Here is an 11,542-nt window from a genome sequence, read left to right as displayed (position 1 = left end):
TTGTTGGACGAGCCGGAGGTGTACGGGCTGCCGCCGGATCCGGTCGTGACCACCCGTGACCTGCCGGCCATGTGGAAACGCGCAGGCCTCGCCGCGATGACGATGGCCGCCGTCACGGTTGTCGCGTTCCTGGGCAGGCGGCCATGACCGACACGACATCACCCGACGGGCACCGGCGGCGGGGACGCGGCGGAGGCGGCGAACAGCTCACCGTCCCGCCCGCCGACTTCAGCTCCTACTACGGCCGGCCGGTGCTCAAACCGCCGGTCTGGAAGCACGACATCGCGGGGTACCTGTTCGCCGGCGGCCTCGCCGCCGGCGGCGCGCTGATCGGCGCGGGCGCCCAGGTGACCGGCCGCCCCGAACTGTGCACAGTGGGTCGTTGGACGGCCCTCGGCGGTGTCACCGCCAGCACGTACCTGCTGATTCACGACCTCGGGCGGCCGGACCGGTTCCACCACATGCTCCGGGTCGCGAAGCTGACCTCGCCCATGTCCGTCGGGACGTGGATCCTCGCCGCGTTCGGGCCGCTGGCCGGGGTTGCGGCGGTCGCCGAACTCGCGCCGCTGCTCCCACAGCACGGCGTGCTCGGCCTCGCCCGCCGGCTGGCGCCCCCGGTCGGCGACGCCGCCGGCCTCGCCGCCGCCGCCGTCGCGCCGGCGCTTGCCACGTACACCGGGGTGCTGCTCGCCGACACGGCCGTGCCGGCCTGGCACGACGCCTACCCGTCGCTGCCGTTCGTCTTCGCCGGAAGCGCGCTCGCCGCCGCCTCCGGGGTCGGCCTGATCGCGGCGCCGGCCACGCAGACCGCCCCGCTGCGGCGACTCGCCCTCGCCGCCGCGACAGTCGAGATGGTCGGCGGACGCCGGCTGGAACGGCAGGGTCTGACCGGAGAGCCGTACGCGCGCGGCCGCAGCGGCCGGCTGATCACCGCGGGGCGGGTGCTGCTCGCCGTGGGTACCGCCGCGGCGCTTGCCAGTCGCCGCAGCCGGCTTCTGGCGGCGATCTCCGGCGCGGCCCTCGTGGCCTCGTCGGTGGCCACCCGGTTCGGCGTCTTCGAGGCCGGCCGCGTCTCGGCGCGCGATCCCAAGTACACGGTCGTACCCCAGCGGGAGCGACTCGAGGAGAAGAACACGGCGGCGCCCCGATCCTGAGCGGCCGCGACGCGCCACCGGCAGGACGGGTCGCCGCCTCCGGACCTCGGCGGTGACGCCACCCGCTCAGCCCGTGAACAGCTTCGCTGCGGTGATGGCGGTCTGGACGATGCCGTAGCCGAGCAGTGCCGCGACGAGCAGCCACGATATCCAGAGCCGCCCGGTCTGACTGCCGACGTGCTGCGGTACCGGAGGGTTGCTCTGCGGGCCGAGGGCGACTGGCTCGGTGACGGTGGCCTTGGCCACGGGCGACGTCGGTCCCCGGTCCGGCTCGTGGAACCGGTCGGGCACCGGACGCACGAGCAGGTTGGCGATGAAACCGATGGCCAGGATGCCGACCATGGTGAACAGCGCGGGCCGGTACGCCGAGGCGGTGAGGGTGCCCGGCTTGCCCTGGGTGTCGAGGATCCCGTTGACGATCAGTGGGCCGGCGACACCCGCTGCCGACCAGGCGGTCAGGATCCGGCCGTGGATGGCGCCGACCTGGAAGGTGCCGAACAGGTCCCGCAGGTACGCGGGCATGGTGGCGAAGCCGCCGCCGTAGAAGGAGATGATCGCGGCGGCGATCAGCACGAAGACTGCGGTCGCGGAGTGGCCGGCCACGGCGAGCAGCACGTAAAGCACCATGCCGACGCCGAGGTACACCATGTAGATGGGCTTGCGGCCGATGAGGTCCGACGTCGTCGACCAGACGAACCGTCCCGCCATGTTGAACAGCGACAGCACTCCCACGAAACCGGCAGCCGCCGACACCGAGACGGCGGTGGACCCGTTGTCCCGGAAGAAGTCCTGGATCATCGGGCTGGCCTGCTCCAGGATGCCGATGCCGGCCGTGACGTTGCAGAACAGCACGATCCACAACAGCCAGAACGACCGGGTACGCACGGCGTTCGTCGCGGACACGCTCGCCCTGGTCACCAGAGGCCGACTGGCGACGGTCGCGGGGTCGAACCCGGCGGGCCGCCAGTCCGGCGCCGGAACCCGGACGTTGAACGGACCGAACATCATGATCACGAAATAGCCGATGCCGAACGTGACGAAGAGCGCCACGAGCGCGCTGCCCGACGCGACGGCCCCCGGGTTGGCGGGGTTGTAGTCCGAGTCGTAGAGCGAGAGCAGTTGGCGTGCGAGCGGGCCGGCGACCAGGGCACCGCCGCCGAACCCCATGATGGCGAGGCCGGTGGCGAGGCCCGGCCGGTCCGGGAACCACTTGATCAGGGTCGAGACCGGCGAGATGTAGCCGATGCCGAGCCCGATGCCGCCGATGACGCCGTACCCGAGATAGAGCAGCCACAGCTGCTGGGTGGCGATGCCGAGCGCGCCGACGAGGAAGCCGACGGCCCAGAAGCACGCGGAGACGAACATCGCCCGGCGTGGCCCGTTGCGTTCCACCCACCGTCCACCCACCGCCGCGGACGAACCCAGCATGACGATGGCGATGCTAAAGATGGCACCGATCGCCGTCTGGCTGGTGTCGAAGTGCGCGATGAGGGAGTTCTTGTAGACGCTCGTCGCGTAGACCTGCCCGATGCACACGTGCACCGCCAGCGCCGCGGTCGGGATGAGCCAGCGGCTGTATCCCGGGGGAGCGACGGTGTGCCGAGGGTCGAATACCGACAGCATGGGCATCGTCCGCACCTCCTGCGGCTGAGCGGGCCGGCGGCGGGGCAGGGTTGCCCGTGCCGGTAGCTGACAGAGCGGTGCCGCCCTTAGTGGCGGCCCGGTGCCCGCCTACGTCAGCCGTTGCCCGGCTGCATTCTCACGTTACGTGGCGGCCGGTTCGCACCTCGTCGTTATGCGAAACACGGGCACGGGGACGCCGGCTCGCAAACCGAGGGGTCGGCATCCGCTCGTAGCCTTTGCTCTGCTTCAACCGACGCAACACTTACGGCCCGAAACCGTTGCGCGGCTTGAAGCAGAGCAAAGGCGGCAACGAATGCCCTCGCAGCCCGCCCGACCGGCCCGCTGGCGTGCCGGCACAGAAACGGGGGCGGGCCGACCGGCCCGCCCCCGACTGTGGTCGTTCGGCTCAGTGGATCGTGGCCTTTGCGGCAGCCTCCTCCTGGGCGCGTCGTTCGTCCCCGCTGACGGTGTGCAGCGGCTTCTCCTTGATGAACAGCACGACGATCAGTGCGAGCAGCGCGAACGGCGCGCCGACCAGGAAGAGGTCGGCGGTGGCGGTGCCGTAGACGTCCTGCACGATGCGGACCACCGGTTCGGGCAGGGTGGACAGGTCGGGCACCTCCGTGGAGCCGCCGCCGGCAGTCGCCGCCGGGCCGAGACGCTCGGTCGTCAGCGAGGTCACCCGGCTCGCCAGGACCGCGCCGAGGGCACTGACTCCGATCGCGCCGCCCATGCTGCGGAAGAACGTCAGTACGGAGGTGGCGGCCCCGAGCTCCTGCGCAGGCACGTCGTTCTGCGCGGCGAGCACGAGGTTCTGCATGAGCATGCCGACGCCGACGCCCAGCACAGCCATGTAGATCGACAGGACGGCGACGCTGGTGTCGGCGTCGATGGTGCCCAGCAGCAGCATGCCGACGGTCATCACCGCGGCGCCGGCCACCAGGTAGGCCTTCCACCGTCCGTACTTCGTGATGAGCTGCCCGGCCACCGTCGACGACACCAGCAGACCGAAGATCATCGGGAGGCTCATGAGACCCGCGACGGTGGGCGACTTGCCCAGCGAGATCTGGAAGTACTGGGACAGGAAGACGGTGCCGCCGAACATCGCCACACCCACCAGCACGCTGGCGATCGTCGTCAGCGAGACGGTCCGGTTGCGGAAGATGTCCAGCGGGACGATCGGCTCGGCCGCCCGCGACTCGACGACCACGGCCAGCGCCAGCAGGACGAGACCGCCGGCGACCATCAGGGCCGTCCAGCCGGAGGCCCAGTCGAACTTGTTCCCGGCCAGCGACGACCAGATCAGCAGCGTGGAGACGCCCGAGGTGATGAGCAGGGCGCCCAGCCAGTCGATCTTCGCCTTGCGGCGGACGACCGGCAGGTGAAGGGTGCGCTGAAGCAGGGCGATGGAGATGATGCTGAACGGGACACCGATCAGGAAGCACCAGCGCCAGCCCAGCCACGACGTGTCGACGAGCAGGCCACCGATCAGCGGGCCGGCGATGGTGCCGACACCGAAGACCGCGCCGAAGATGCCGGCGTAGCGGCCCAGCTCACGTGGCGGGATCATCGCCGCCATGACGATCGTGGCCAGCGCCGTCATGCCGCCGGCGCCGATTCCCTGGACGATACGGCTGAGCAGCAGCACCTCGACGTTCGGCGTGAAGCCCGCGATGAGTGAGCCCACCACGAACAGGCCCAGCGAGAGCTGGATCAGCAGCTTCTTGCTGTAGAGGTCGGCCATCTTGCCCCACAGTGGCACCGTCGCGGTCATCGCGAGCAGTTCGCTGGTGACGATCCAGGTGTAGACGGTCTGGCTGCCGTTGAGGTCGGCGATGATCCGCGGCAGCGCGTTCGCCACCACGGTGGAGGCGAGGATGGACACGAACAGGCCGACCATCAGGCCGGACAGGGCCTGGAGAACCTCCCGACGTGTCATGCGCGTGCCGACGGCGGCGGTGTCGGCGGGCGGGGCGGTTGCGGTCATTGACGCTCCCTTGTCGGGTTTCTGGCGGAGTGACTGGCCCGACGCTGGTGCGGCGGGGTGGGACCGGTGGGTCACGACTCGGGTTGCGGATCCGGCAGGCCGGCGGCCACCGCGGCGAAGGCCTCGTCGACGAAGTCGCGAAGCGGGCGGGTGTCGTCGGCGGCGGCCCAGCGCAGCATCGCGGTGTGGAAGGCGGCGCTGGTGACAGCGGTGATCAGCGGCGGGAGGCCGTGGTCCGGACCGACGCCGAGGCGGGTGGCGACGACCGAGACCATGGCCCGCTCGGTCGCGATGTTGCTGGACACCAGTCGAGGCAGCAGTGTGGGGTTCTGGGTGATGACCGCGAGCCGCAGCCGCCACAACTCCCGGTCGGCCTGGATCGTGTCGATCGCCTCGTCGAGGGCCAGCCGGACGGCCCGCAACGCCGGTACGTGCGCGGGGACTGCCGCCAGACGCGCCACGACCGGGGTGCCGTCGAGTGCCGGATCGTCGGTGAGCGCCTCGTCCTTGCAGGTGAAGTAGTTGAAGAAGGTTCGCGAGGAGACGTCCGCGGCCTCGCTGACCTCCTCCACGGTCACGTGCTCCAGGCCGCGTTCGGCCACCAGTCGTAACGCGGCGGCGGTCAGCGCGGCCCGGGTCTGTGCCTTCTTGCGGTCTCGACGCCCGATGGCAGCGTGGTCGGTGTCGGTCACGCGAGCGAGGCTAGGAGCAAACTTGCACAGCCTGCAAGTTTTTATTCTGTGAAGTGATGTTCCTGACCAGCTTCGTCGCTAGGCGGCCACCGACGGGTCCGGTCCCTGCGCGCGGGGCACCGCCCCGGTGGTCTCCAGGATGAGCGCGGCGACCAGGTCCGGGTCGTCGCTCATCGGCACGTGCCCGCAGCCGGCCAGCGTCACCACCCGGGCCGCCGGCAGCCCGGCCCGGGCGCGCTCGGCCTGGTGAACCCCGAAGATGCGGTCGCGGTCGCCCCAGCCGATCGTCACCGGCACGGGCGCCTCGGCCAGCCGGAGGCAGTCGAAGCGGTAGTCGCGGGCGGCCCGGGCCACGGCGTTGAAGCCCACCGCTCGCCGCAGGGCCAGCGCGTCGCCCACCGCGCGGTCGACGTCCAACAGTGTCGGGCGGGCCATCAGCGGCGCGAAGCACAACGCCCGCAGGTACGCCGACCGCAGCGCGACCCGCATGATCGGGGTGGGCAGGCGCGAGTTGGCCCGCAGCATCCTGAGGATGGCAAGCGCCCGGCGCCGCTCGGCAGGTGTGAAGAAGCCGGCGGGGGAGAAGGCGGTGGCCGACGCGACCGCGCCGGTGGCGGCGAGTTCCAGACCGATCGCCCCGCCGAGGCTGTAACCGGCCACATGCGGGCGCTCCAGCCCCCACCCGCTCAGGACGGGCAGCATCGCGGCGACGGTGGCGGCCATGTCGGCGGGCATCCCGGTGCCGGGCGCCGGCGAGTTCCCGAAGCCGGGCAGGTCGAGCGCGATCACGTCGTGGTGGGCGGTGAGTCTGTCGAACACCGGCTCCCACGCCTGGTGGCGGTGACCGATTCCGTGGATGAGCACGAGCGGTTCACCGCTGCCCGCGCGACGGAAGTGGATGCTCATCTGCGCACCTCCACCGACGACCTGCCGAAGGACCGGCCGAGCTGGCGTACCTCGTCCTCCATCTGACCGACCATCGTGCGGCCGCCGAACCTGGTGATCAGCGCGTCCGAGAGGCCGCTGAGCACCACCGGCCGCAGCGCCTGCACCAGGGCCAACGACCGTGGCACGTACACCTTGCGTCTGCGGCGTTCGATGCCGCTCAGCAGGGCGTCGACGCACTGCTCGACGGAAACCACAGTGGACAGCGGCCACGGCAACCGGCGCAGCGTGGCGTTGAACGACGCCAGGTCGGCACGGATGTCGCGGACCAGGTCGGTGTCGATCCAGATCGGATGGGCGGTACCGACGGTGACGCCTGCGGCGCGGGTCTCCAGGCGCAGCACGTTTGCGAACTGCTCCACGCCCGCCTTGGACGCGCAGTAGGCGGCCATGCCGGGCATCGCCGTGAAGGCGGCGGCGGAGGAGACGATCAGGACGTGACCCTGGGCGGCGGTGACGTGCGGCAGGGCCGCGCTGACCGTGCGGATCGCGCCGCAGAGATTCACCTCGACGGTACGCACCAACGCGTCGACCGGTCCGACGGCCACGGTGCCCAGGTTCGCGATGCCCGCGTTCGCGACGACCACGTCGACGCCACCGAAACGGTCCACGGTGGAGGCCACCGCGGCGTCCAACGCCGCCTGGTCGGTGACGTCGCACTCGTACCAGTGCGCGCCGAGTTCGTCGCCGAGCTGCCGGAGCCGCTCGCCCTCCAGGCCTGCCAGGGCGACCCGGGCACCTCTGGCGACGGCCGCGCGGGCCAGTTCGGCACCGATGCCGCGTGCCGCGCCGGTGATGAAGATGGTCCGGTCCGCCAGGTCATACCGCATCGGCGTGCTCCCGTTCCGGTTCGTTGGGGCTGTGGTCGGCAGTGATGAGCCGGTGGTCGGCGGGGCGGAACCGGCGCAGGCGCATCCGGAAGCTGGTGGCGAAGCCCGGCCAGATGGTGGTGTTGCGGCCTGTGGCATCCAGGTACCAGCTCGAACAGCCGGTCTGCCAGACGGTGCCGGCCATCTTCCTGTCGATCTGTTCGGTCCAGCGTCGTTGCGCGTCCGCGGTCGGCTCGATGGCCTGCGCGCCGGTGGCCCGCAGGTGGCGCAGTGCCGCGAGCACCAGGCGCAACTGCGCCTCGATCATCAGCACCACTGAGGTGTGCCCGAGCCCGGTGTTGGGGCCGAGTAGGAAGAACAGGTTGGGGAAGCCGGCGATGGTCGTGCCCCGGTACGCGTGCATGCTTGGCGTCCAGGCCGTACCCAGGCTGCACCCGCCGCGTCCGTGGATGCGCCGCACGACGGGGGAGTCGGTGACGTGGAAGCCGGTGCCGAGGATGATCGTGTCCGCCGGGTGGTGCACGCCGTCGGAGGTGACCAGGCCGTCCGGCACGACCCGGGCGATGCCCTCGGTGACGACGTCGACGTTCGGCTGCGTGAGCGACGGCCAGTAGTCGTTCGAGATCAGGACCCGTTTGCAGCCCATCGCGTATCGGGGGGTGAGCTTGTCCCGCAGGGTCGGGTCGGCGACCTGACGCCGCAGCGTCCGAAGGGACAGCCGCGAGGCGAGGCGGTTGACCGTCGGGTGCAGGAAGCCCAGGCCCATGGTCTCGCGCAGCAGGTAGAGCCCGGCCCGGGCGGCCCGCTGCGCGCCGGGCACGGTGCGGAAGGCGGCCTGCTCGACCCGGCTGATGCGGCGCGAGCGTCTCGGCATGATCCAGGCGGGGGAGCGCTGGAACAGCGTCAGCCTCTCGACGGCCGGCTGGATCCGCGGCACGAACTGGACAGCCGACGCGCCGGTACCGATGACCGCGACACGGCGACCGGTCAGGTCGTGGTCGTGCCGCCAGCGGGCGGAGTGGAAGACCGTGCCGGCGAACTCGTCGATGCCGGGCAGGTCGGGCGTGGCGGGCTCGCTCAGGGGGCCGGTCGCGCAGATCAGCACCCGGGCCGTGTGATCGCCGCCGGAGGTCCGCAGCAGCCAGCGCTGGCGCTTGTCGTCCCAGCGTGCCTCGTGCACCTCGTGGCGCAGCCGCAGCTTCGGGCCGATCCCGAAACGGTCGACACAGCCGCGCAGGTAGTCCCTGATCTCCGGCTGGCTGGAGAACGTGGTGGACCAGCGGGGATTGGGGGCGAAGGAGAAGGAGTAGAGGTGCGACGGGACGTCACAGGCACAGCCGGGGTAGGTGTTGTCCCGCCAGGTGCCGCCGACGTCGTCGCCCCTGTCGAAGACGAGATAGTCGGTGAAGCCGGCCCGTTGCAGGGCGATGGCCGCGCCCAGGCCGCCGAAACCGGCCCCGACGATTGCAACGTCTGTCTCCATCAGTCCTCCAGATGCTCGGACGCGACGTCCGGTCCGGCCGGTGACGGCCAGGGCGGCTCACCGATGCCGGTGATCCGTACGCCGCCCCACGGGTCGACCTCGGCCAGTCGGGCGGGTCGGGCCCGGTCGGCGATGCGCAGCTCGACATCGCGGCGACCGGAGCGCAGCAGTTGTGCCACGCTCGGGTCGGGCTCGATGCGCCCACCCCAGTGGAAGCGGCCGTCGACGGGTTCCCACCGTCCGCTGAGGTGGGCCCGTACCGGGGTGCCCGCGATGCTCGCCGGGCCGTGGTAGCTCACGGCACGATCCGCTCGTGGGCGCGGGTCAACTCGGGCGGCAGGTCGGCGCTTGCCCGGACGCCCTCGATCCCGCTCCAGAGCAGGGTGGCGAGGTAGTCGGTGAGGGCGTCGCGGCTGATCGGCTGCCCGTGGGTGGTCCACCAGTCGCCGACCGCCTGCACGAACCCCACCAGGCCGTACGCCCAGGGCTCGGCCGGGCCGGCGTCCAGGCCCAGCGCGCGCAGCCGGTCGCCGATCACCCGGGCCAGCCCGGCTGCCACCTGCCGGCTGGTCCCGGCGACGACCTGGTGGATGCCGGGTTGCCCGGACTGGCTCATGAGGAACCGGTACAGCGCGGGCTGTGACTCGATCACGCCGAGGTACGCGTCGATCGTCGCCTCGACCAGGGCGCGTTCCTCGCGGACCTGGTCGATCGCCGGCGCGATGGCGTCGACGACCCGTGCCGCCACCACCTCGCTCACCGCGATCCAGAGCTGCGTCTTGTCGGTGAAGTAGCGGTAGAGCACCGGCTTGCTGACGCCGGCGATGGCGGCCACCTGGTCCATGTCGACCTCGGGCCCGTGCCGCAGCAGGGCCTGTACGGCGGCACCGACGAGCGCCTGTCTGCGCTGCTCGCGATGGTCGGCCCAGCGGTCCCGGCGACCGTTGCCCTTCGCTCTCGGTGCGCCGGCGCCGGACGCGTCCGGCGGATCGGATCCATTGACATCCTTGCGCGGCGATTGCATGCTACTACTCGTAACAGTTACCGGTCGTCACGTCAATATGGAGGAACCATGGAGACGGCGGAACCCCAGGGCGCTGCGGTCGCCGAGCGGCTGCTCACCTCGTCCCTGCGGACCAGCTACGACCCGGTGGTCGAGATCGACTGGGACGCCCCGCACACCCCGGGCGCCTACTGGCTTCCGCCGCACCGCAGCAGTCTCTACGGCACCCCGCTCTGGTCCGGGTTGAGCGAGGAGCAGCGGATCGAACTCACCAAGCACGAGGTGGCCAGCGCGGCCAGCGCCGGGCTGTGGTTCGAGACGATCCTCATGCAGATGCTGATCCGGCAGTACTACGACGACGACCCGACCAGCCCCCAAGCCCAGTACGCGCTGACCGAGGTCGCCGACGAGTGCAGGCACTCGATCATGTTCGGCCGGCTCATCGAGGCGACGGGCTGCCCCGTCTACCGCGCGAACGCCGTCGACCACTGGCTCGGCAGGTACCTCAAGGCCACCGCCAGCGGTCCCCGGATGTACGCCGCGATCCTCATCGCCGAGGAGATCCTCGACGCGTTCCAGCGCGAGATCATGGCGGACGAGTCGCTCCAGCCGCTGATCCGGATGGTCTCGCGAATCCACGTGGTCGAGGAGGCGCGGCACGTCAGGTTCGCCCGCGACGAACTGGCCCGCCAGGTCGACGCCACAGGCCCGATCGGCATGGCGTTCGCCCGGTTGCTTGTCGGTCGCGCCGCCTACACGATCGCCAACCGCCTGGTGAACCCGAAGGCGTACGCCGCGGTGGGCATCGATCCGCAGGTGGGCCGGGCGGCGGCCCGGGCCAACCCGCACTGGCGCGAGACCCTGCGCTGGTCGGCGTCGAGGGTGTACGACCACCTCGCGGGCGTCGGGCTGGTGGCCGGGCCGGGTCGGGTGCTGTGGACCCGCGCCGGGCTGATCTGACGCGCGCGGGCTGCCCACATCAGGCAGGTGTCAGGCGCGGCCGATCCGGGGTTCCTGCCGGTCGGTGAGCAGCAGGCCGACGCCGCGTACCGCCTCGATCGTGGCGTTGGTGCCCAGGCCGAGCAGCTTGCGCCGCAACCGCTTGACGAGGGACTGCACGTCCGCCTTGCGCTCGCGCCCCTCGTCGTGCCAGACCGACCGGTGCAGCTCGGCGTAGCTCCAGACCCGGACCGGCTCGGCGGTCAGGCAGGCCAGCAGGTCATGTTCCAGTCGGGTCAGGTCGACCTCGCGGCCCCCGTACCGTGCGGTGCAGCGGGCCGAGTCGATGACCAGGGCGGGTTCGGCCGTCGCGGTGGGCGCCGGTACCGCCGGTGGCGCGGCCGTCGTTCCGGGCGGTTGCGCCGGCGCCGCGATGAGCCGGCGCAGTTCGTCGAGATCGGACACCAGCAGCAGGGGGGCGATGCCGTCGAGGCGCTCCGCGAGCCGGATGCGCTCGGCAGGTGACGGGGTCACCGCGATCAGCAGCGGGAACGGCTCGTCAGCCGGTGCCGCCTCGGCTACCGCAGCGTCCTCGTCCTCGGCCACCACACCGCCCGGGATCGAAGGGCATCCCTGCCCAGCTCTCGTCATGGTCCTGACAATGATGGGCAGGCGCCCCGCCAGCAAGGCAACCGTTAGCGACAAGTTGCTCACGGCAAGTTCTTGATCGTCCTTTCTTCTCGATCATAGTGTCCACTCGGGCAACCGGCGTGACCCGCGCGGTGCATGGGGGAGGTCCACCATGGCCCATCTTCACCCTGGGTCGTTCTGAGGGAGGCAGCACCGATGTTCAGACGTCCACAATGGAGACGCTCGGCCAGATCAC

General features: G+C 71.1%; 11 protein-coding genes and 1 pseudogene. 3 read left to right on the top strand and 9 right to left on the bottom strand.

Features of this window, described 5'->3' with window-relative positions; all coding sequences use genetic code 11:
• Together ACZ6N8_RS18665 and nrfD are read left to right on the top strand one after the other, a co-directional pair.
• Positions 1-147, top strand: a pseudogene (locus tag ACZ6N8_RS18665) (4Fe-4S dicluster domain-containing protein); the annotation flags it as partial.
• A complete protein-coding gene (gene nrfD / locus ACZ6N8_RS18660; RefSeq protein ID WP_466011400.1) occupies positions 144-1,154 on the top strand; it encodes an NrfD/PsrC family molybdoenzyme membrane anchor subunit in 1,011 nt (336 codons plus the stop codon). The pseudogene ACZ6N8_RS18665 and the gene nrfD, both read left to right, overlap by 4 nt.
• Positions 1,155-1,220: 66 nt before the next feature.
• Here the strand turns inward: nrfD and ACZ6N8_RS18655 are convergent, their stop codons facing one another.
• From ACZ6N8_RS18655 to ACZ6N8_RS18620, 8 genes are all read right to left on the bottom strand, one after another.
• A complete protein-coding gene (locus ACZ6N8_RS18655; RefSeq protein ID WP_466011411.1) occupies positions 1,221-2,777 on the bottom strand; it encodes an OFA family MFS transporter in 1,557 nt (518 codons plus the stop codon).
• Positions 2,778-3,183: 406 nt separating this feature from the next.
• The gene (locus ACZ6N8_RS18650) at positions 3,184-4,764 is read right to left on the bottom strand and encodes an MDR family MFS transporter (RefSeq protein ID WP_466011398.1); all 1,581 of its coding nucleotides are present in this window, start codon (positions 4,762-4,764) and stop codon (positions 3,184-3,186) included.
• A gap of 71 nt (positions 4,765-4,835) precedes the next feature.
• Complete coding sequence (locus ACZ6N8_RS18645) at positions 4,836-5,456, bottom strand: acyl-CoA-like ligand-binding transcription factor (protein ID WP_466011396.1); 621 nt, start codon at positions 5,454-5,456, stop codon at positions 4,836-4,838.
• A 78-nt stretch (positions 5,457-5,534) separates the two neighbouring features.
• On the bottom strand, positions 5,535-6,362 hold the full coding sequence (locus tag ACZ6N8_RS18640; protein ID WP_466011394.1) for an alpha/beta fold hydrolase: 828 nt from the start codon (positions 6,360-6,362) through the stop codon (positions 5,535-5,537).
• Complete coding sequence (locus ACZ6N8_RS18635) at positions 6,359-7,231, bottom strand: SDR family oxidoreductase (protein WP_466011393.1); 873 nt, start codon at positions 7,229-7,231, stop codon at positions 6,359-6,361. The genes ACZ6N8_RS18640 and ACZ6N8_RS18635 overlap by 4 nt, the downstream gene beginning before the upstream one ends.
• A complete protein-coding gene (locus tag ACZ6N8_RS18630; protein ID WP_466011392.1) occupies positions 7,221-8,714 on the bottom strand; it encodes a flavin-containing monooxygenase in 1,494 nt (497 codons plus the stop codon). The genes ACZ6N8_RS18635 and ACZ6N8_RS18630 overlap by 11 nt, the downstream gene beginning before the upstream one ends.
• Positions 8,714-9,013 carry a DUF4873 domain-containing protein gene (locus ACZ6N8_RS18625; protein ID WP_466011391.1) on the bottom strand — a complete coding sequence of 100 codons (300 nt, stop codon included), beginning with the start codon at positions 9,011-9,013 and terminating at the stop codon, positions 8,714-8,716. The genes ACZ6N8_RS18630 and ACZ6N8_RS18625 overlap by 1 nt, the downstream gene beginning before the upstream one ends.
• Positions 9,010-9,738, bottom strand: a complete 729-nt coding sequence (locus ACZ6N8_RS18620; RefSeq protein ID WP_466011389.1) for a TetR family transcriptional regulator — start codon at positions 9,736-9,738, stop codon at positions 9,010-9,012. The genes ACZ6N8_RS18625 and ACZ6N8_RS18620 overlap by 4 nt, the downstream gene beginning before the upstream one ends.
• 48 nt (positions 9,739-9,786) lie before the next feature.
• On the opposite strand from ACZ6N8_RS18620, the gene ACZ6N8_RS18615 reads away from it, so the two are divergent.
• Positions 9,787-10,677 carry an AurF N-oxygenase family protein gene (locus ACZ6N8_RS18615; protein ID WP_466011387.1) on the top strand — a complete coding sequence of 297 codons (891 nt, stop codon included), beginning with the start codon at positions 9,787-9,789 and terminating at the stop codon, positions 10,675-10,677.
• Positions 10,678-10,707: 30 nt separating this feature from the next.
• Here ACZ6N8_RS18615 and ACZ6N8_RS18610 read toward each other — a convergent pair whose 3' ends face one another.
• The gene (locus ACZ6N8_RS18610) at positions 10,708-11,307 is read right to left on the bottom strand and encodes a winged helix-turn-helix domain-containing protein (RefSeq protein WP_466011385.1); all 600 of its coding nucleotides are present in this window, start codon (positions 11,305-11,307) and stop codon (positions 10,708-10,710) included.
• Between the last annotated feature and the right edge of the window lie 235 nt (positions 11,308-11,542).

This window comes from Micromonospora sp. NPDC047521 (assembly GCF_055587305.1).
This window is presented reverse-complemented; position numbering and strand designations above follow the sequence as displayed.